Annotated in this window: 18 protein-coding genes; 3 read left to right on the forward strand and 15 right to left on the reverse strand. The window is 69.4% G+C overall.

Annotated elements, in window-relative coordinates; all coding sequences use genetic code 11:
- Together AC3IRM_RS01450 and AC3IRM_RS01455 are read left to right on the forward strand one after the other, a co-directional pair.
- Positions 1-675, forward strand: coding sequence for a response regulator transcription factor (locus AC3IRM_RS01450; protein WP_394002100.1), 675 nt, complete (start codon positions 1-3; stop codon positions 673-675).
- A gap of 17 nt (positions 676-692) precedes the next feature.
- Positions 693-2,063 (forward strand): ATP-binding protein, encoded by a 1,371-nt coding sequence (locus tag AC3IRM_RS01455; protein ID WP_489205796.1) that lies wholly within the window; start codon positions 693-695, stop codon positions 2,061-2,063.
- An 11-nt stretch (positions 2,064-2,074) separates the two neighbouring features.
- Here AC3IRM_RS01455 and ilvD read toward each other — a convergent pair whose 3' ends face one another.
- From ilvD to AC3IRM_RS01515, 12 genes are all read right to left on the reverse strand, one after another.
- A complete protein-coding gene (gene ilvD / locus AC3IRM_RS01460; protein WP_489204558.1) occupies positions 2,075-3,913 on the reverse strand; it encodes a dihydroxy-acid dehydratase in 1,839 nt (612 codons plus the stop codon).
- 103 nt (positions 3,914-4,016) lie between these two features.
- A complete protein-coding gene (gene leuB, locus AC3IRM_RS01465; protein ID WP_489204559.1) occupies positions 4,017-5,096 on the reverse strand; it encodes a 3-isopropylmalate dehydrogenase in 1,080 nt (359 codons plus the stop codon).
- Positions 5,086-5,679: a 3-isopropylmalate dehydratase small subunit gene (leuD, locus tag AC3IRM_RS01470; protein ID WP_489204560.1), complete on the reverse strand. Its 594-nt coding sequence runs from the start codon at positions 5,677-5,679 to the stop codon at positions 5,086-5,088. The genes leuB and leuD overlap by 11 nt, the downstream gene beginning before the upstream one ends.
- Positions 5,679-7,106, reverse strand: a complete 1,428-nt coding sequence (leuC, locus tag AC3IRM_RS01475) for a 3-isopropylmalate dehydratase large subunit (RefSeq protein WP_489204561.1) — start codon at positions 7,104-7,106, stop codon at positions 5,679-5,681. The genes leuD and leuC overlap by 1 nt, the downstream gene beginning before the upstream one ends.
- A 71-nt stretch (positions 7,107-7,177) precedes the next feature.
- A complete protein-coding gene (locus AC3IRM_RS01480; protein WP_489204562.1) occupies positions 7,178-8,719 on the reverse strand; it encodes a 2-isopropylmalate synthase in 1,542 nt (513 codons plus the stop codon).
- A complete protein-coding gene (locus AC3IRM_RS01485; RefSeq protein WP_489204563.1) occupies positions 8,716-9,882 on the reverse strand; it encodes a threonine dehydratase in 1,167 nt (388 codons plus the stop codon). Before AC3IRM_RS01485 ends, AC3IRM_RS01480 begins: the two co-directional genes overlap by 4 nt.
- Positions 9,883-9,884: 2 nt before the next feature.
- Positions 9,885-10,787: an aminotransferase class IV gene (locus AC3IRM_RS01490; protein ID WP_489204564.1), complete on the reverse strand. Its 903-nt coding sequence runs from the start codon at positions 10,785-10,787 to the stop codon at positions 9,885-9,887.
- Between the two features lie 135 nt (positions 10,788-10,922).
- Entirely contained in the window at positions 10,923-11,159 is a 237-nt protein-coding gene (locus AC3IRM_RS01495; protein ID WP_310236147.1) for an ACT domain-containing protein, read from the reverse strand.
- Positions 11,143-12,915, reverse strand: a complete 1,773-nt coding sequence (ilvG, locus tag AC3IRM_RS01500) for an acetolactate synthase 2 catalytic subunit (protein ID WP_489204565.1) — start codon at positions 12,913-12,915, stop codon at positions 11,143-11,145. Before ilvG ends, AC3IRM_RS01495 begins: the two co-directional genes overlap by 17 nt.
- Positions 12,915-13,910, reverse strand: a complete 996-nt coding sequence (gene ilvC, locus AC3IRM_RS01505) for a ketol-acid reductoisomerase (RefSeq protein ID WP_489204566.1) — start codon at positions 13,908-13,910, stop codon at positions 12,915-12,917. The genes ilvG and ilvC overlap by 1 nt, the downstream gene beginning before the upstream one ends.
- A 353-nt stretch (positions 13,911-14,263) precedes the next feature.
- Positions 14,264-14,416 carry a hypothetical protein gene (locus AC3IRM_RS01510; RefSeq protein ID WP_232116076.1) on the reverse strand — a complete coding sequence of 51 codons (153 nt, stop codon included), beginning with the start codon at positions 14,414-14,416 and terminating at the stop codon, positions 14,264-14,266.
- Positions 14,417-14,456: 40 nt separating this feature from the next.
- Positions 14,457-15,533 carry a DNA topoisomerase IB gene (locus tag AC3IRM_RS01515; protein WP_489204567.1) on the reverse strand — a complete coding sequence of 359 codons (1,077 nt, stop codon included), beginning with the start codon at positions 15,531-15,533 and terminating at the stop codon, positions 14,457-14,459.
- Between the two features lie 141 nt (positions 15,534-15,674).
- Here AC3IRM_RS01515 and AC3IRM_RS01520 point away from each other — a divergent pair, with 141 nt between their 5' ends.
- Complete coding sequence (locus AC3IRM_RS01520; protein ID WP_489204568.1) at positions 15,675-16,028, forward strand: BON domain-containing protein; 354 nt, start codon at positions 15,675-15,677, stop codon at positions 16,026-16,028.
- A gap of 75 nt (positions 16,029-16,103) precedes the next feature.
- On the opposite strand, the gene thrC is transcribed toward AC3IRM_RS01520, so the two are convergent.
- Genes thrC through thrA form a run of 3 tightly spaced genes read right to left on the reverse strand, consistent with a single transcriptional unit; the run spans position 16,104 to position 20,874 of the window.
- Positions 16,104-17,399, reverse strand: a complete 1,296-nt coding sequence (gene thrC, locus AC3IRM_RS01525) for a threonine synthase (RefSeq protein ID WP_489204569.1) — start codon at positions 17,397-17,399, stop codon at positions 16,104-16,106.
- The gene (locus AC3IRM_RS01530; RefSeq protein WP_489204570.1) at positions 17,396-18,361 is read right to left on the reverse strand and encodes a homoserine kinase; all 966 of its coding nucleotides are present in this window, start codon (positions 18,359-18,361) and stop codon (positions 17,396-17,398) included. The genes thrC and AC3IRM_RS01530 overlap by 4 nt, the downstream gene beginning before the upstream one ends.
- A complete protein-coding gene (gene thrA, locus AC3IRM_RS01535) occupies positions 18,358-20,874 on the reverse strand; it encodes a bifunctional aspartate kinase/homoserine dehydrogenase I (RefSeq protein WP_489204571.1) in 2,517 nt (838 codons plus the stop codon). Before thrA ends, AC3IRM_RS01530 begins: the two co-directional genes overlap by 4 nt.
- Between the last annotated feature and the right edge of the window lie 87 nt (positions 20,875-20,961).

A 20,961-nucleotide genomic window follows, 5' to 3' on the forward strand; every position in this document is an offset into this window, starting at 1 on the left:
ATGCGCATCCTGCTGGTCGAAGACGATCCATCGCTGGGCGAGGGGCTGCGCACCGCGCTGCGTCGCGCCGCCTATGCCGTCGACTGGCTGCAGGACGGGGCGAGCGCGCTCGCGGCGATCCGCGCCGGCGGCATCGATCTGGTCGTGCTCGATCTCGGCCTGCCGCGCAAGGATGGCCTCGAGGTGATCCGCGAGGCCCGCCGCGCCGGCGCCACCGTGCCGATCCTGGTGCTGAGTGCGCGCGAGCGAGCGGCCGACCGGATGCTGGGGCTGGACCTCGGCGCCGACGACTACGTCGGCAAGCCCTTCGACAACGGCGAACTGCTCGCCCGCGTGCGCGCGCTGCTTCGCCGCAGCAGCGGCCAGGCCAGTCCGACGCTGGCCTTCGCCGGGCTCGCGCTCGACCCGGCGTCGCTGACGGTCACCTGGCAGGGCCGGGTGGTCGACCTGCCGCGGCGCGAGGTCGCGTTGCTGCGCCTGCTGATGGAACACCCCGGCCGCATCGTCTCGCGCGAGACCGCGCAGCAGCGGCTCTACGGCTGGGACGAGGACGTCGCCAGCAATGCGGTCGACGTGCACGTGCACCATCTGCGCAAGCGACTGCATCCGGCGCTGATCCGCACCGTGCGCGGCGTGGGCTACGCGCTCGACGATCCCGCGGGCGACGCTGCATGAGATCGATCCGTCGCCTGCTGCTGGTCGGACTGATCGGCGTGATGTCGCTGGTGATGATCGTCGCCGCGGGGTTCAGCTACCACGCCGGCCTGCAGGAAGCCGGCGAGATGTTCGATGCCAAGCTCGCGCATTCCTCGCGCGTGCTGATGAGCCTGGTCGACGAACCGCTGGGCGAACTCGCCGATCACGGCGATGGCGCCCCGATCGTCGTCGCGGTGTGGCAGGGCACGGCCGACGGCGTCGGCGACGCGCTCGCGTTTCCTGCCGGCCACGCCTACGAGACCAAGCTCGCGTTCCAGGCGCGCGATGCCGACGGCCGCCTGCTGCTGCGCTCCGACAGCGGCCCCGACATCCCGTTGGCGCCGCTGGTGGCCGGCTTCGCCGATGTCGTCATCGACGGCGCGCACTGGCGCACGTTCACCCTGCGCTCGCCGCGCGGGCGCTGGTACCAGTCCGGCGAGCTGTCGGACATCCGCATGGAGCTGGCCGGGGACATCGCCGAGGGCACGCTGCTGCCGCTGCTGCTCGCGATTCCGCTGATGGCGGTGTTCGTCTGGTTGCTGGTCGGCTGGAGCCTGCGCGGGCTCGCGCGCGTGTCGGGCGAGGTCGAGGCGCGCACCGCCGACCGTCTCGCGCCTTTGCAGCCCGGCCGCGTGCCGCTCGAAGTGCAGGGCCTGGTCGTGGCGATCAACGATCTGCTCGCGCGACTCGATGCCGCCTTCCAGCGCGAGCGCCGCTTCACCGCCGATGCCGCGCACGAACTGCGCACGCCGATCGCCGCGCTGAAAGTGCATGCCGACAACCAGCGCACTGCCGGCGACGCCGACGAGCGCGCCGCCGCGCAAGGGCTGCTCGACGCGGCCGTGCAGCGCATCGAGCGCCTGGTCGAACAGCTGCTGGTGCTCAGCCGCGTGGAGCCGGGCGCCGCCGTCGCCACGCCCCGGCGCGTGGATCTGCATGCACTCGCCGACACGCATGTCGCCGAGCGGCGCACGCTGGATGCGGGCCGTGGTCTCGCGATCACGCTGCACGGCGACGCGCAGCAGGTCACCGGCGACGAAGCCGCGCTCGATGCACTGGTCGGCAACCTCGTCGACAACGCCTGCCGCTATGCGCCCGACGGTGGACGCGTGCGGGTGTCGGTCACGCGCATCGACGCACACGTGCAGTTGATCGTCGAGGACGACGGTCCGGGCATTCCCGAAGCGGCCCGCGAGCGGGTCTTCGACCGCTTCCATCGCGAGCTGGGAACGGGCGTCGTCGGCAGCGGCCTGGGCCTGTCGATCGTGCGACAGGTGCTGGATCTGCATGCCGGCGTGATCGTGCTCGACGCCTCGCCGATGCTCGGCGGACTGCGCGCGACAGTGACACTGCCTGCAGCGGACTGACGCGCGGCGCGTCAGTCGCCGAGCATCGCCAGATTCCGCACCGCGCCCTTGTCCGCGCTGGTCGCGAGCAGGGCATAGGCCTTCAGCGCTGCGGTGACCTTGCGCGGACGCGCCTGCGCAGGCTTCCATCCGAGCGCGTCCTGCGCGTTGCGACGTGCGGCCAGTTCGGCGTCGTCGACCAGTAGTTCGATGCGTCGTTGCGGAATGTCGATCCGGATGCGGTCGCCATCGCGCACCAGGCCGATCGTGCCGCCGGCCGCCGCTTCCGGTGATGCGTGTCCAATCGAGAGACCCGAGGTGCCGCCGGAGAAGCGCCCGTCGGTCAGCAGCGCGCATTGTTTGCCGAGGCCTTTCGACTTCAGGTAGCTGGTCGGATACAGCATTTCCTGCATGCCCGGCCCGCCCTTCGGGCCTTCGTAGCGGATCACCACCACGTCGCCGGCCTGCACCTCGTCGGCGAGGATGCCCTTCACCGCGGCGTCCTGGCTTTCGAAGACTTTCGCGCTGCCTTCGAACACGTGGATCGACGTGTCGACGCCCGCGGTCTTGACCACGCAGCCGTCGGGCGCGAGGTTGCCGCGCAGCACGGCGAGGCCGCCTTCCTGCGAATACGCGTGCGCGACATCGCGGATGCAACCGCCGGCGCGATCGTCGTCGAGCGTCTCCCAGCGCGTGGCCTGGCTGAAGGCGGTCTGCGTGGGAATGCCGGCGGGTCCGGCCTTGAAGAATGTGCGCACCGCATCGTCACTGGTCACGGTGATGTCCCAGCGCGCGATGGCATCGGCCAGCGTGCGGCTGTGCACGGTGGGCTGGTCGACATGCAGCAGGCCGCCGCGCGCGAGTTCGCCGAGGATCGAGACGATGCCGCCGGCGCGATGCACGTCTTCCATGTGATAGGTCTGGATGTTCGGCGCGACCTTGCACAGCTGCGGCACGCGCCGTGACAGGCGGTCGATATCGTGCAGATCGAAGGCGACCTCGGCCTCCTGCGCGGCGGCGAGCAGATGCAGGATGGTGTTGGTCGAACCGCCCATCGCGATGTCTAGCGTCATCGCATTCTCGAACGCCTCGAAGGTCGTGATGCCGCGCGGCAGGGCGGTCGGATCTTCGGCGCCGTACCAGCGATGGCAGAGCTCGACGACGGTGCGCGCGGCCTGCAGGAACAGCTGTTCGCGATCGGCGTGCGTCGCCAGCATCGAGCCGTTGCCGGGCAGCGCGAGGCCCAGTGCTTCGGTCAGGCAGTTCATCGAGTTGGCGGTGAACATGCCGCTGCAGGAGCCGCAGGTCGGACACGCGCTGCGCTCGTAGGCGGCGACTTTCTCGTCGGAGGCGTCCGGATCGGCGGCGACGACCATCGCATCGACGAGATCGAGCCCGTGTTCCGACAGCTTCGTCTTGCCCGCCTCCATCGGTCCGCCGGACACGAACACCACCGGAATGTTCAGGCGCAGCGCGGCCATCAGCATGCCGGGCGTGATCTTGTCGCAGTTGGAGATGCACACCAGCGCATCGGCGCAGTGTGCGTTGACCATGTACTCGACCGAGTCGGCGATGATCTCGCGGCTCGGCAGCGAATACAGCATGCCGTCGTGGCCCATCGCGATGCCGTCGTCGACGGCGATGGTGTTGAACTCCTTCGCCACGCCGCCGACGCGCTCGATCTCGCGCGCGACGAGCTGGCCGATGTCCTTGAGATGCACGTGACCCGGCACGAACTGCGTAAATGAATTCGCGACCGCGACGATCGGCTTGTGGAAGTCGTCGTCCTGCATGCCGGTGGCGCGCCACAAGGCGCGGGCGCCGGCCATGTTGCGGCCGTGGGTGGAGGTTCTGGAGCGGTACTCGGGCATCGATGACTCGCAGGTGCGGCGGGCGTGGGGCTGGCGGCGTGGCTGTTCTCGTACGCGATCGAACGCGGCAAGGTCGTGCCGTGTCCGTATGGATTCCTGTTTGCTAGTGGTGGATCTGTGCGGGCGCCGCGATACGCGTGAGCACCGCAGCGGCGGCCTCGCGCGTCGAGACCGCAGTGCCGTCGGCTGCCAGGTCGGCCGTGAACACGCCGGCCTCCAGCGCGTCGTCGACGGCCTGTTCGATGCATGCCGCTTCCTGCGACAACCCAAGCGAGTAACGCAGCAGCAGCGCGGCGCTGAGGATCGTGCCGTAGGGATTGGCGATGCCGCGGCCTGCGATGTCCGGCGCCGAACCGTGGATCGGCTCGTACATCCCGACGCAGCCTTCGCCCAGCGACGCCGACGGCAGCAGGCCGAGCGAGCCGGCCAGCATCGAGGCTTCGTCGGTGAGGATGTCGCCGAACATGTTCTCGGTCACGATCACGTCGTAGGCGCGCGGCTTCGACAGCAGATGCATCGCCATCGAATCGACCAGCTGGTGCTCGATGGTGATGTCGGGAAATTCATCGCGCGCGATGCGGCTGGCGACATCGCGCCACAGTCGCGAGGTCTCGAGCACGTTGGCCTTGTCGACGGACGTCACGTGGCCGCGGCGGCCGCGCGCGAGCAGACAGGCGCGGCGCACCACGCGTTCGATCTCCGGCACCGTGTAGGTGCACAGGTCGCTGGCGGACTCGGCAGTGCGGGTGCGCGCGCCGAAGTAGATACCGCCGGTCAGCTCGCGCACCACCAGCAGATCCACGCCGGCCAGCAGATGCGGCTTGATCGGCGAGGCGCCCATCGCGGCCGGATGGGGCCTGGTCGGGCGCAGGTTCGCGTACAAGCCCAGCGCTTTGCGGATCGCCAGCAGGCCCTGTTCGGGGCGCACGCTCGCGTTCGGATCGGACCACTTCGGACCGCCCACCGCGCCCAGGAGTACTCCATCCGCATCGCGCGCGGCGGCCAGGGTCTCGTCGGGCAGCGGCTTGCCGGTGGCGTCGATCGCGGCGCCACCGATCAGGTGTTCGTGCAGCGAGAAACGATGACCGAAACGCTGCGCGACGGCCTGCAGCACGTCGACCGCGGCCGCGGTCACTTCGGGACCGATGCCGTCTCCGGGCAGAACGACGATGTCAGCGTGCATGGTGGGTGTCCTCGTAGTGGCGGATGTCGGCGTCACGCGCCAGCAGAAAGCCCATTTCGTCGACGCCCTCGAGCAGGCAGGTGCGTGCGAACGCGTCGAGCGGGAAGGCGTGGACGGTGCCGTCCGGCGTGCGCAGCTCACGGGCGACGATGTCGAACGTCAGTATGTCGTCGGGCCGCGTCATCAGGTCCTGCACCACGGCTTCGGGCAGCACGACCGGCAACACGCCGTTCTTCAATGCATTGTTGCGGAAGATGTCGGCGATCTCGCTGCTGACCACGACCTGCAGGCCCAGATCGCGCAGCGCCCACGGCGCATGTTCGCGCGAGGACCCGCAGCCGAAGTTGCGGCCCGCCAGCAGCACCGCGCGCCCGGCGTTGTGCGCCTGGTTGAAGGCGAAGTCCGGATTCGCGCTGCCGTCCTCGCGCCAGCGCCAGTCGTTGAATGCGTAGCGGCCGAGACCCTTGCGTTCGGTCGTCGACAGAAAGCGCGCGGGAATGATCTGGTCGGTATCGATATTGGTCTGCGCCAGCACCACGCTGGCCGAGCGCACGGGAAACTCGGGAATGTGCGCGGCGGACATCAGGCCACCTCCCGGCGGTCGTCGAACAGTTCGCGTGGATCGGCCACGACACCGCGCACCGCAGCCCAGGCCGCGGTCGTCGGCGAGGCCAGCAGCGTGCGCGCGCCGGGGCCCTGGCGACCCTCGAAGTTGCGGTTGCTGGTGCTCACGGCCAGCTGGCCGGGCGCCACCAGATCGCCGTTCATCGCGATGCACATCGAGCAGCCGGGCTCGCGCCATTCGGCGCCGGCGTCGCGGACGATGCGGTCGATGCCTTCGGCCTCGGCCTCGCGTTTGACGATCTCCGAACCCGGCACCACCAGCATGCGCACGCCCGCCGATACGCGGCGCCCGCGCAGCACGTCGGCGACTTCGCGCATGTCACGCAGGCGGCCGTTGGTGCACGAACCGACGAACACCACATCGACCGGCATGCCGGTCAGCGACTGTCCGGCGACGACGCGCATGTAGTCCTGTCCCTTCTGCTCGGCCGCATCGGTCGCGGCCGGTACCGGCATGTCGACGCCGATCGCGGTGCCCGGATGCGTGCCCCAGGTCAGCGTCGGGCGGATGTCGGCGGCATCGATGTGCACTTCGGCATCGAAGCGCGCGCCGGCATCACTGCGCAGCTCACGCCAGCGAGCGACTGCATTGTCGAAGTCGGCGCCCTTGGGGCCGCGCGGCGTGCGCGCGATCCACTCGAACGTGGTGTCGTCGGGGGCCACCATGCCCGCGCGCGCGCCCGCTTCGATCGACATGTTGCACAGGGTCATGCGCTGCTCCATGTCCATCGCCTCGATGGTGGAACCGCGGTATTCGATGACGTGGCCGGTGCCGCCGTTGACGCCGATGACGCCGATCGCGTGCAGGGTCACGTCTTTGGCGCCGACGCCGGGCGCGAGGGTGCCGTCGACGGTGATCGACATCGTTTTCGGCCGTCGCTGCAGCAGGCACTGCGTTGCCAGCACATTGCCGACCTCGCTGGTGCCGATCCCGAACGCCAGCGCGCCGAACGCGCCGTGCGTGGACGTGTGGCTGTCGCCGCAGACGATGGTCATGCCGGGCAGGGTGAAGCCCTGCTCGGGCGCGATGACGTGGACGATGCCGCGCTGGTCGGAGGCCATGTCGAACAGTTCGATGCCGAACTGCGCGCAGTTCGCCGCCAGCATCTCGACCTGCGCGCGCGCGGCGTCGTTGGTGTAGGGCAGACGGCCATCGGCATCGGCCGGCAGGGTCGGCGTGGAGTGGTCCATCGTCGCCTTGGTGCGATCGGGGCGGCGCGGGACGAGTCCGCGCGTGCGCAACTCGGTGAAGGCCTGCGGCGAGGTGACTTCGTGGATCAGGTGCAGGTCGATGTACAGCACCGCGGGCGCGGCCTCGGACTCGGGCGCCACGATGTGCGCGTCCCACAGCTTGTCGAACAGGGTGCGTGGCTTGGTGGCGGTCATTGCTGGCTCTTGATTTCGTGTAGGAGCGCGCTTGCGCGCGACTACCGGGAAAGCGTCTTCGGAAAGAATGCTCAGGCGTGCGCGGCCTGCGCATCCTGCGCGGCATGTGCGCCACGCAGGATACGGTTGGCGACATCCAGCCACGCGAGCGCGCTGGCCTCAATGATGTCGCGGCTGGTGCCGGTGCCTTCGTGGATGTCCTCGCCATGGCGCACGCTGACGCTGGCTTCGCCGCGCGCATCGCGCCCCATGCCGACGCTGTGGACCTGGTAGCTCTCCAGTGCCAACTCGACGCCGGTCGCGGCGGCCAGTGCGGCGAACAGCGCATCGACCGGGCCGTCGCCCAGCGCGCTCTCACTGACCTTGCCGCCTTCGGGATCGGACAGTTCGACCTGCGCACTGGCGCGCTGGCCGCGGTCGCTGACGGTCATCGACGCCAGCCGCCAGCCCTGGCCGTGCACGTCGCCGTGCATCAGCGCTTCGAGATCGTCGTCCTCGACCACGCGCTGGCGCTCGCACAGATCCTTGAACGCAGCGAAGACCTGTTCCAGCTGCCCGTCCTCCAGTGTGTAGCCCAGTGCACGCAGACGATGGCCGACCGCGGCGCGGCCACTGTGGCGGCCCAGCACCAGCTTCGAATCGGGCCAGCCGACGTCCGACGGGTTCATGATTTCGTAGGTGCCGCGGTGGCGCAGCATGCCGTGCTGGTGGATGCCGGACTCGTGCGCGAACGCGTTCTCGCCGACGATGGCCTTGTTGCGCTGCACCGCCATGCCGGTCAGGCGGCGCAGCAGCTGCGAGGTCGGCACCAGGCGGCGCGTGTCGATCTGCGTGTCCAAGTTGTAGAACGCGTTGCGCACCTTCAGTGCCATCGCCAGTTCTTCGACCGCACAGTTGCCGGCGCGCTCGCCGATGCCGTTGATCGTGCACTCGACCTGGCGCGCGCCACCTTCGATCGCGGCCAGCGAATTGGCGACGGCCAGGCCCAGGTCGTTGTGGCAGTGCGCGCTGAAGATCACGTCGCGGGCGCCGGGGACGGTGTCGATCAGGCGCTGGAACAGCGCGCGGGTTTCCTCGGGCGTCGCATAGCCCAGCGTGTCGGGCACGTTGATCGTGGTCGCGCCGTTGGCGATCGCGACGGCGATCACCTCGGCCAGGAAGTCGTCTTCGGTACGGGTCGCATCTTCGGCCGAGAACTCGATATCGCCGATCAGCCGGCGCGCATGCGCGACGCTGGTCGCGGTCATGTCCAGCACCTGCTGCCGGCTCATGCGCAGCTTGTGCTCGCGGTGCAGCGGGCTGGTCGAGATGAAGACGTGCAGGCGCGGATTCGCAGTGCCGTCGAGCGCACGCGCCGAAGCCTCGATATCGGCGGGCAGGCAACGCGACAGCACCGCCAGCGTGGGACGCCGGACTTCGCGCGCGATCAGGCGCGCCGCCTCGCGGTCGGATTCGGAACTGGCCGGAAAGCCGGTCTCGATGATGTCGACGCCCAGCGCATCGAGCGCGCGCGCCATCACCACCTTCTGCTGCGGGCTCATGCTGCAGCCGGGCGACTGCTCGCCGTCGCGCAGGGTGGTGTCGAAAATTCGGATGGTGTCGGAGGTGGTCATGCGGGAAGTTCCTCGGCAATGGCGTGTGGCGTGCGTTCGGTGCGGGCGATCAGCGCGCGTCGAAGTCGCGGTTCGCCGCCACCCAGCGGCGCGTGTGCGGACAGGTCGTTGCGGCGACGGGGCGTCGCCATGTACGCGGCGGGTGCGAAAGCCGCAATGGCCGGCACCTCGGGCGCGGTCTCGCGTAACCGACGGCGCGGCTTGCGCGGCGGGCGCGGACGCACGTCCGACAGCAGCTGCGCCAGCACGCCGGCATCGACGTTGCCGCCCGACACCACGGCGACCTTGCGCTTGCCGGCGACGCGGCGGCCGGCAGCCAGTGCCAGCGCGCCGGCGCCTTCGGCGATCACATGTTCCTCCAGCGCCAGACGCACCAGCGTTTCGCGCAGTTCGGCCTCGCGCACGATGACCACGTCGTCGAGCAGATCGGCCAGCAGCGCGCGCGTCAGCAGGCCCGGGTCCTTGACCCGCACGCCGTCGGCCAGCGTCGCCACGGGCGAGAACGGCGAATGATCGCCGCGCAGCACGCGCGCCATTGCATCCACGCCTTCGACCTGCGCGCCGACGATGCGCACGCCCTGCGATTTCAGCGCCAGCGCGACACCCGATGCCAGGCCACCACCGCCGATCGGCACGATGACCACGTCCGGCATCAGCACCGATGCGATCTCCAGCCCGACCGTGCCCTGGCCGGCGATCACGTCGACATCGTCGAACGCCGACAGCAGGCGGAAGCCGTTCTGCGCAGCCAGTTGGGCGGCGAAGGTCTTGGCTTCGTCGTAGGTCTCGCCATGCAGGCGCACGGTCGCACCCCAGTGGGCAACGCCGGCGATCTTGGTTTCGGGCGCGTTCTTCGGCATCACCGTGATCGCCGGAACGCCGAGACGGTACGCCGCCCAGGCCAGCCCCTGCGCGTGATTGCCGGCCGAGGCGGTGATCACCGTGCGGTCGTCGCCGCGTTCGCGCGCGGCCATCAATGCGTTCAAGGCGCCGCGCACCTTGTAGGAGCCGGTGCGCTGCAGGTTCTCGAGCTTCAGCCAGCAGCCGAAGCGTTCGGCGTAATGCATCGGGGTCACGTCGAGATGCCGACGCAGCCGCGCCTGCGCCGCCAGCACATCGCTGGCGGTCGCGCGCGGGACGTGGCCTACGTCGGGCTCGGACATGCTCAGACCGCCGTCAGCCAGCCGCGCTGGCGTTCGGCATCGCCGCGCACGACGCGCGCATACAGCGCGGCCAGTTCTCGGGTGACCGGGTTGTCGCCATAGCTGCGGTCTTCGACGCCGTGCACCGGCGCCACTTCGGCGGCGGTGCCGCAGGCGAAGACTTCGTCGGCGTCGTACAGCTCCTCGACGGTGACCGCGCGCGATTCGGCGCCGCTCAGCGTGACCAGCGTGTCGCGGGTGATACCCGGCAGCGCGTCGCGATGCTGGACCGCCGTGACGCGACCGGCCTTGACGATGAAGACGTTGGCACCGGTGCATTCGACGACGTAGCCGTCGGCATCGGTGAACAGCGCTTCGTCGAAGCCGCGCGACTTGCTCTCGCGCTTGGCCAGGATGGAGTTGACGTAGGCGCCGCACAGCTTCAGTGGCGGCAGCGAATCGGCGGGGTTGCGCCGCCACTTGCTGATGCCCAGTCGCGCGCGGGTGCCGTTGAGGTGCACCTGGGTCGCCGTCGTGGCGACCATGAGGTGTTCGGTGTGGCCTTCGACGTCCAGGCCGAAACCGCCTTCGCCGAACCACGCCAGCGGGCGGATGTAGGCATCGCGGTGGCCATTCGCACGCAGCGTCGCCAGCACCGCCTTGGTGGCCTGCGCGGGATCGAACTGCATGCCCAGCAGCGCCGCGCCTTCGCGCATGCGCGCCATGTGCTCGGGCAGGCGGAACACCGCGGCGCCGTCGGCGGTGGCGTAGCTGCGGATGCCTTCGAACACGCCGCTGCCGTAGTGCATGGCATGCGTGGTCAGGCCGGCCTGCAGCGCGTCGATGTCGCACAGCGCGCCGTCGAACCAGGCCTGCGCTTTCGGGGCGGACGCGGCGTCCGAGATCGGAGTCACTATGGCGGTCATGGTGTCAGCCTGCGGTCGGAGCAATTTCGTCATTCCCGCGCATGCGGGAATCCATGGACCTTGGCGTTCTCTGGAACGTCCTTGGATTCCCGCCTGCGCGGGAATGACGGGCAAGAAATCGGGCGGGACCGGCATTCACCTGCACGGCGAGACCTCCACCGACAGGCAGTCGTAGAGCTTGGCCAGCTGCCCCTGCAATGCGATCGCGGCGCGGTCGCCCTCCACGGTCATGCGCAGGTTCCAGTGGTCGCTGCCCTCGTGCGCGTCGCCCTCGAAGGAGACCGGGCGGAAGCCGCGGCGTTCCGTCGTGCCCAGCACGCGCACCAGCGCACCTTCGGCGCGGCGCAGGGTCATCTCAAACTGGTAACGCATGGCTCGATTCCTTGGCGGACGTGGAGGCGACGGGGTCGGTGGCAGGCGCGAAGGAGGCACCGATGTCGAGCGAGGTGGCCTCGTCGGCATCCATCATCTGCGCGTTGTTGTGGTTGGGCGGCACCAGCGGCCAGACATTGGCGGCGGTGTCGATCGCGACGTGCAGCAGCGCCGGGCCGTCGGCGGCCAGCAGCGCGACCAGTGCGGCTTCGACATCCGCGGCCTTGTCGACCGACAGCGCCTGGATACCGAACGCGCGTGCGACCTGCGCGAAGTCCGGGTTGTCGGACAGGTCGATCTCGGAGTAACGGCGCTCGAAGAACAGTTCCTGCCACTGGCGCACCATGCCCAGCGCCTGGTTGTCGAGCAGGATGATCTTCACCGGCACGCGGTAGCGCTTCAGCGTCGCCAGCTCCTGCACGTTCATCAGGAACGAGCCGTCGCCGCTGACGCAGACCACACGTCGCGTCGGGTCTTCCATCTGCGCGCCGATCGCAGCCGGTAGGCCGAAGCCCATCGCACCCAGCGCACCACTGGTCAGGTGCTTGCGCGGATGGTCGAAGCGCCAGTGCTGCGCGACCCACATCTGGTGCTGGCCGACATCGCAGGCGACGGTGGCGTCGGGTGCCAGCTCGCTCATGCGCTTGAGCAGAGCGGGGGCGAAGACCTTGTCACCAGGCGCGTCGTAGCGGGCGGCGAACCGCTCGCGGCGCTGCGCACACAGCTCACCCCACGTCGTGCGCGCCGCCGCGTGTCGGCCCTGCATCTGCGCCGCGCAGGGCGCCGCCAGGCGCGACAGGCTGGTGGCCATATCGCCGCAGACCGACACGTCGGCCGCGCGCAGCTTGCCGATCTCGCAGCTGTCGCCGTCCAGGTGCACGATGCGCGCCAGCGGCGCGAACTCGGCCAGCTTGCCGGTCGCGCGATCGTCGAAGCGCGCACCGACGACGATCAGCAGATCCGATTCCTGCACCGCCAGATTCGCCGCGCGGCTGCCGTGCATACCGATCATGCCGAGGTTGGCCGGATGCGTCGGCGGCAGGGCGCCCAGCGCACGCAGGGTCAGCACCGTCGGGATCTGGGTCAGATCGGCGAACTCGCGGAACGCGTCCAGCGCATCGCCCAGGATGATGCCGCCGCCGCCGTAGACCACCGGGCGCTCGGCCTGCGAGATCAGCGCGGCCGCTTCGTGCAACGCGTGGTCGGCGCAGGCTGGCATGGTGTCGGCGAATGATGGAATGTGTGCGCCCAGATGCGCGGCATCGCCGATCTGCACGTCCTTCGGCAGATCGATTAGCACCGGGCCGGGACGGCCGGAACGCGCGATGCGGAATGCTTCGGTGACGACGTTGGGCAGGTCGTCGACGCTGCGCACAAGGAAGCTGTGCTTGACGATCGGCAGGGTCATGCCGAACACGTCCAGTTCCTGAAATGCATCGGTGCCCATCAGCGGCGTTGCCACCTGGCCGGTGATGACGACCATCGGCACCGAGTCCAGCATCGCATCGGCGATGCCGGTGACCAGGTTCGAGGCGCCCGGGCCGGACGTCGCCACGCAGACACCGACGCGCCCGCTGGCACGCGCGAACCCGTTCGCGGCGAACGCCGCGCCCTGTTCGTGACGGACCAGCACGTGCTTCAACGCGGCGCCGTGCAGCGCGTCGTAGAACGGCATGATCGCGCCGCCCGGATAGCCGAAGATCGTGTCGACTCCCTCGGCTTCCAGCGCCTGCACCAGCCAGCGGGCGCCGTTCATCAGGCGGCCTCGCTCTGCGGTTGTGCCGGCGCGCCGGTCTGCTCGCCCAGCCAGGTCATCTTGGCGCGCAGTTCGCGGCCGACCTTCTCGATCGGATGGTCCTTGTCGGCTTGCTGGAACTTCCTGTAGTTCGGCAGGCCGGCGTCGTATTCGGCCTGCCAGTTGCGGGTGAAGGTGCCGTTCTGGATGTCGGTCAGCACGTCCTTCATGCGTGCTTTCACTGACGCATCGATGACGCGCGGGCCACTGACGAAGTCGCCGTACTGCGCGGTCTCGGAGATGAACTCCAGCATCCGGGTGATGCCGCCTTCGTAGAACAGGTCGACGATCAGCTTCAGTTCGTGCAGCACTTCGTAGTACGCGATCTCCGGCTGGTAGCCGGCCTCGACCAGCGTCTCGAAGCCGGCCTGCACCAGCGCCGACGCGCCGCCGCACAGCACGGCCTGCTCGCCGAACAGATCGGTCTCGGTCTCTTCCTTGAACGTGGTCTTGATGATGTTCGCGCGCGCACCGCCCAGACCGGCGGCATACGCCAGCGCCAGCTGCTCGCCCTTGCCGGTGGGATCCTGGTGCACGGCGTAGATGCAGGGCACGCCGCGGCCGATCTCGTACTCGCGGCGCACCAGCGCGCCCGGCCCCTTGGGTGCGACCAGCACGACATCCAGATCCGCGCGCGGCGCGATCATGTCGAAGTGCACGTTGAGGCCATGCGCGAACAGCAGGCAGGCGCCGTGCTTCATGTGCGGCGCCAGCACGTCGGCATACAGCTGCTTCTGCACCATGTCCGGCGTCAGCACCGCGACCAGGTCGGCATCGGCGACCGCGTCGGCAGGCGTCTTGACGGTGAAGCCGTCGGCGTTCGCCTTCTGTTCGGTCGGGCCGCCGGGACGCAGGCCGACGACGACGTCGAAGCCGGAATCGCGCAGGTTCAGCGCGTGGGCGCGGCCCTGGCTGCCGTAGCCGACGATCGCGATGGAGGGATTGGCATTGCTCATGGGTGGTGGTGTCCGATCTGCGGGTGGAAAGGGGAGGGCAGGCAGTTCACGCAGCGATGCGTGGCGCCCGGATGTGGAAACGGCCGGCGGTCGAGGGCGTCGCCCCGTCCCGACCGGCCGTCCGATGCACCGCGTCGGCAGTGGCGGAGGCGGTGTCGCGGCATGCCTCCGGACACGCGGCCGACGCATGCACTGCGCCTCGCGGTGTCGCGTGCAGGAACGTGTGGGCGCTGGCGGGGTGGCTGTGCATGGCGGGCTGGCTCTGGTGCGGGGATTTGCGAGGGGCCAAACAAAAACCCCGCGCCTTTCGGCACGGGGTTCAGGTTCTTTCGACCTTGTGGAGTGTCGTCTTGCTACACGAACCCCATCCCCGCGCCATTCCGGACGGTAATAAGGAGTACGAGTACGAGAAGGATGGCCGAGGTGAGCGCGACCGGCAGCCGCACGTCGCGCACGCGGAGGCGTGCGGCGATGGCGGTCTGGCGATGGTTGTTGCGCTGCGTCATGGGTCCGAGAAAACCACGCCCGCGAAGGGCGTGTCAACAGTTACTTCGACAACGAGTTCGTTGCCGGGCGCTTGCGATGCCGTTGCCGCAACAGCTTCAAGGCTGCCGCTTCCCACTGCCGTTCACCACGCGCGTTGCCTGCGGCGCGCTGCAATCCGCCATCTCGCCAGGCCGCGTAGAGCACCGGATCGATATACGCCTTGCGGCAGACCGCGACCGTGTTGCCGAGCGCATCGGCGACGTCGGCGATGACGATTTTTTCCTGCGTCGCCAATGCACGCTCGCTGGGCTCGCCGCCTTTCCTGCCCTCCGGCAGGGGCATCGCCGCGAATCGCCGGAACGCCATCAGCGTGCCGCCCCAGGTGCGGAAATCCTTGGCGGTGAAGGGGCCGCCCATCGCCTCGCGCAGGTAGTCGTTGACCATCCCGGAGTCGACGCCGTGACGCGTGCCGTCATCGTCGACGTACTGGAACAGCGCCTGGCCCGGCAGTTGCTGCACCTTGCGCACCAGTGCGGTCAGCTTCGCATCGTCGAGTTCGATCTCCTGCTCCTGTCCGCTTTTGCCGCGGAATTTCAGCCGCGCGCGTCCGCCGCGCACCAGCTCGAAGTGCCGGTTCCGCAGCGTCGTCAGTCCGAACGAGCCGTTGCTGCGCGTGTAGCTGTCGTTGCCTACGCGCACGAAGGTCTGCGCCATCAACGAGACGACGATCGCCAGCACCTTGTCGCGTGGCATGCCCGGCAGCTTGAGGTCCCGACCCAGCGCACGGCGCAGGCGCGGCAACGCGGTCGCGAACGCGACGATGCGATCGAACTTGCCGTGGCCGCGCACTTCGCTCCAGTCCGGGTGATAGCGGTACTGCTTGCGCCCGCGCGCGTCGCGGCCGGTGGCCTGCAGATGGCCGTTCTCGAGCGCGCAGATCCAGACATCGCGGTAGGCGGGCGGGATCGCGAGCATGCGCACGCGATCGAGCGTCGCGCGATCGCGCACCGCCTTGCCGTCGGGATCGCGATAGCTGAAGCCCTTGCCCGCGCGGCGCCGGCTCAGGCCCGGCAGCGCGTCGCTGACCCAGCGCAGGCCGGCCAGGCGCGCAGCGCGCACGTTGTCGTCGTCGTTCACGGATATGCCCTGCAATTCCAAGAGCGGCTGATAACAAGCGTGGGATCAGCGGATCGTGAACGGAACGCGCTTCACCCGTCACCCGCCAGGCACGCGAGGGCTCGCACACTCGCGCCACATCCCTGCACAAGGAACACCGCCATGACGATGCACAAGACCCTGATGGGCGCCGCGATTGCCGGCACGTTGCTGATCTCGGGCACGGCTGTCGCGCAACAGATGCAGGAACGCGGCGATCGCACCGTCGCTGCGCAGTCCGAGTCGAATCAGCCGGTGTCCGATACGTGGATCACGACCAAGGTCAAGGCCGATCTGCTCGCATCGAGTGATGTCGCCGGCCTGGATATCGGCGTCGAAACCACCAATGGCACCGTGAGCCTGTCGGGCGACGTCGAATCGCAGTCGCAGATCGAGCGCGCCAAGGCGATCGCCGGCGAGATCGAAGGCGTCACCAGCGTCGATGCCAAACAGTTGAAGGTCGGCCCGGCAAACTGATGCCGGATCTGCCGGCGTGATCTTCAGGCCTCCCACGCGGGAGGCCTTCTTGTTTGCGCGTGCCGTGACTGCGCCTCAGCGCTGATCCGCGAGCAGTACGCGCTCCAGGGCCTCACGAGTATTCGCCAGCGGAGCGCCGGCCGCGGCACGTGACAGGCAGTTCTCCAGTGCCTCGGGCAGAACCACCGTATGGCCCACCAGGGGTTCAACGATGGTGTCGAACTTCGCCGGATGGGCGGTCGCCACCACGGCCCAGTCGCGGATGTCACCGTCCGCGCGCAGGGTTTCGAGCAGGTGCAGTCCGGTCGCGGTGTGCGGACAGGGCACGATGCCGTGACGCGCGGGGGCGCTGCGGATCGTCGCGCGGATGGTCGCGTCGTCCACCGAGCGCGCGACGAACGCGGCGCGCAAGGCGTCGTCGTCTGCATGCCAGTGGCGCAGCCGTTCGAAGTTGCTCGGTGCGCCGACATCCATCGCGTTCGCGAGCGTGGCGCGCGTGGGCTGTGCATCGTAGTCCGCGCCGTCGAAGAAGCGCGGCAACGTGTCGTTCGCATTGCAGGCCAGCCGGATCTCGCCCAGCGGAGCACCCATCGCGCGCGCCACGAATGCCGCGGACGCATTGCCCAGATTGCCGGTCGGTACGATGAAGTTCAGCACATGCCCGGTCGCGGCATGATGGCGCGCAGCGGCATGTGCGTAGTACGCGGCCTGCGGCAACAGGCGGCCGAGACTGATGCTGTTTGCGGTGCCCAGCGTGATGCGGGCGCGTAGGTCCGGATCCGACAGCGCCTGCTTCGCGAGTCGCTGGCAGTCGTCGAAACTGCCGTCGACGCGGTAGGCGTGCACGTTGTCGCCCCAGCACTCCAGACCGTGGGCCTGCCGCGGCGACACGCGGCCGTCCGGATACAGGATCACGACCGAGAAGCCGGGCCGGCGGTGGAACGCGGAGGCAACGGCCGCGCCGGTATCGCCCGAGGTCGCCACGAGGATCGTCGTGTCCCGCGCTGCGGGATCGCGCAACGCACCGAGTGCGCCGGCGAGGAAGCGGGCGGCGTAATCCTTGAACGCCGCGGTCGGGCCGTGGAACAGCTCGAGCAGATGATCGCCCGGATCTGCGAGCGCACGCAGTGGTGCATCGAATGCAAAGGCCGTTGCGCAGAGATCGACGAGTTGCGATTCGATACGCGAACCGGTGAACCACGGCGCGAGCGTGGCGACTGCGGTATCGACGAGCGTCGAATGCGCACTGACGAGATCGATCGTCGGAATCGATTCGGGCACGTAGAGGCCGCCATCCGGCGCCAGACCGGCGACGAGCGCATCGTCGATGCCGACTGCGTGGGCGTCGCCGCGCGTGCTGACGAACTTCATGCGGCGTCTCCAGCGAGCAGATCGGCGCGCGGACCTGCGACCGGCGAGACATGGGCCTGTGCGTCGATGCCGCCGTCGGTGAAGCCTGCGCGCATCGCAGGTGCGGCCCGTTCGGCGGCTTCGCGCGAATCGAACCAGGCGAACACGCTCGGTCCGCCGCCGGAGATGCTCGCGCCGAGGGCGCCGTGCGCCAGCGCCGCGGCCTTGACCGCAGCGAAGCCGGGAATCAGCGGCGCGCGTCGCGGCTCCACCAGCACGTCGTGCAGGCCGGCCCGGATCAGCTCGCGATCGCCGCGCTGCAGGCCGGTCAGGAACAGGGCGAGATGGGTGCTGTGGGTCACCACGTCGTGCAACGCGTACGGATCCGCCAGCACGGCGCGCGAGCGGCGCGTTTCCAGTACCTGGTCCGGATGCACGACGACCGCATGCAGCCAGTCGGGCACGTTGAGCGCGATGAGCCGGTCGGCGGTCGACAGCGTCACGCCGCCGAGCAGCATCGGCGCGACGTTGTCGCCGTGGCGCGCGCCGGACGCGACCGATTCCCCATCGAGTGCGAACGGATACAGCGCCTCGCGCGACAGCGGGTCATCGAGCAGTGCATTGGCCGCGACCAGCGCCGCGACGCAGGACGCCGCAGAACCACCGAGCCCCGAACCGAGCGGAATGCCCTTCTCCAGCGTCAGCGCGAAGCCGAACGGCAGCGACAACGCCGCGCGCAGCGACTGCAATGCGCGACCAGCAGTGTTGTCGGCCGCGTGCAGCGGCAGGCGGTCGGCGCCTTCGACCGTCCCGCCGATCGCTTCGATGCGCACGTCGGGTGTGTCGATCCGACGGACCTGGGCGATGTCGCGCGGGCCGTCGATGACGTGACCGAGCACGTCGAACCCCACGCCGATGTTGCCGACGCTCGCGGGCGCGAACGCGCGCGCGGTCACGCCTCTGGAATCGGGCCTGTCGCTCATGCGTGTCGCCAGCCGGTGCGCGCGCCGAGCGCGTGGGCGATCGCGAGCACGTCGCCGAACACGCCGGCGGCGGTCACCTGCGGGCCGGCCCCGGGGCCCTGCACGACCAGCGGATTCTCGGCGTAACGGGCGGTGGTGAACTGGACGAGGTTGTCGGTGAGGCGTGTATGCATGCACGCATGATCGGCGGGAAGAGCGCGCACGCCAACACTCGCGTCGCTGCCGGCACCGAGCCGGGCGATGTGGCGCAGCCCGCGACCGTCGGCGCGGGCGGCGTCCAGGCGTGCCTGCATCGGCGCATCGAGTTCGGACAGGCGTTCGAGGAATGCGTCGAGCGGCACGTCGCGCAGCGCTTCGGGCACCAGGCTTTCGACGTCGACATCCGCCAGCGACAACGGTCGGCCGGCTTCGCGCGCGAGGATCACCAGCTTGCGGGCGACATCCAGACCCGACAGATCGTCGCGCGGATCGGGCTCGGTGTAGCCGAGTGCGCGCGCCTCGCGCACGAGTTCCGAGAACGGCCGGCTGCCGTCGAAGCTGTTGAACAGCCATGCCAGCGTGCCGGACAGCATGCCGTCGATCGCATGCAGCGTGTCGCCGGTATCGAGCAGGTTGCGCAAGGTCACGATGACCGGCAGGCCGGCGCCCACGGTCGCTTCGTACATGAAACGGCTGTGGCCGCTGGCGCGCGCTTCGGCGATCCGTGCATAGCGCAGCCAGTCGCCGCTGCCGGCGTGCTTGTTCGGGGTGACGACATGGATGCCGGCGGCGAGCCAGTCCGCGTACTTCGCCGCAACTGCATCGCTGGCACTGCAGTCGACGATCATCGCGTGCGGCAGGTGGTCGGCGCGGATGTGCGCCGCGAGAGCGTCGAGATCGCAGGCGTCGGCGTGGTCATCGAGCAGGGCCGATGCAGCATCCGGATCGAGCGCGGCATCGCTGAGATGCATGCGCCGGCTGCTTGCGATCGCGCGCAGGCGCAGATCGACGCCGGCGCGTGCGCGCAGTGACGGGATCACGGTCGCCAGCTGCGACAGCAGCGCGCGCCCGACGTTGCCCGGTCCGATGACGCCGACCGAGACCGTCTGCGGCGACAGCCAGAACGCCGCGTGTGCGGCGCGCAATGCGCGGGTGGCGTCGTCCTGCGCGATCGCGACCGAGATGTTGCGTTCGCTCGCCCCCTGGGCGATCGCGCGGATGTTGACGCGGGCCTGCGCCAACCCGTCGAACAGGCGTGCGGCAACGCCCTGGCTGCCCACCATGCCGTCGCCGACCGCCGCGAGCACGCACAGATCGGTCGTCACTGCGACGCCCTGGGCCTGGCCTTCGGCGATCGCATCGGCGAATGCTCCGACAATCGCGTCACGGCCGTGTGTCGCCTGGTCGGCGCGCACCACGCAGCAGATCGAGTGTTCGGACGAGCCCTGCGAGATCATCGTCACCGACACGCCGGCGCCATGCAGCGCGGCGAACATGCGCTCGGCCATGCCGGGCACGCCGACCAGACCGTTGCCGACGAGTTCGAGCACCGCGACATCGCGCACCAGGCTCAGGCCTTTCACGGGCGACGCCGCAGGCGCTGCGTCCAGCGCGATCAGGGTGCCGGGTGCGGCCGGATTGCGGCTGTTGCGGATGCGGACCGGCGTGCCGCGCGATTGCACCGGCGCCAGCGTCTGCGGGTGCAGCACCTTGGCGCCGAAGTAGGCGAGTTCGCAGGCTTCTGCGTACGACATCGACTCGAGGCAGACAGCGTCGGGCACGAGCCGCGGATCGGCGGAGAGCACACCGTCGACATCAGTCCAGATCGTCAGCGCATCGGCGTCGAACAGGTTGGCGAAGATCGCTGCGGAATAGTCGCTGCCGTTGCGACCCAGCGTGGTGTCGCGCCCGTGGGCATCGCGCGCGACAAACCCGGTGATCACGACATCGCGTGCGCCGTGGTCGAGGCGCCAGCTGGCGAGCCGGGCGCGACTCGTGTCCCAATCGACGACCGCGCCCATCTCGGCAGCGTGGACCACGAGCACCTCGCGCGCATCGAGCCGGTGCCAGTCCGGGCCGAGCGCGGCCTGCGCGAGGCGCGATGACAGCTGTTCTCCGCAGCCGTGGATCCGTGCGACGCGCATTGGCGCATCGTCGTCGCCATGGGCGAGCGCCTGCAGGTCTCCGGCGAGCTGCGCGAACTCCATTTCCAGCGCTGCATGCAGCGGGCCGCTTTCGCCGGCCTCGAACGCACCGGCGGTATCGAGATGGCGCTGGCGCAGTGCATCCCAGCCTGATTTCCAGTCGTCACCTGCGACTGCGGCATCGGCAAGCGCGACCAGCGCATTGGTCGCGCCGTACATCGCCGACACAATGACCGGCCGCAACCGCGCATCGGCTGCGATCAGGCTTGCCAGCGCGCCGATGCAGGCGGCATCGGCGAGGCTGCTGCCGCCGAACTTGTGGACATGGCAGGCCAGCGCTTTGGACGGCGCGGCAACGGGTGCAACTTCTGACAGGACGGCGGACGACATCGTGGAGCTCCGGTTGGGCTCCGCGTCTTCGTTCGGGCGGGATCCGCGGATCCGCATCCCGGACGGGGATGCGGAGGGGGCGAGATC

It is taken from the genome of Luteimonas sp. KH_071, assembly GCF_057838005.1.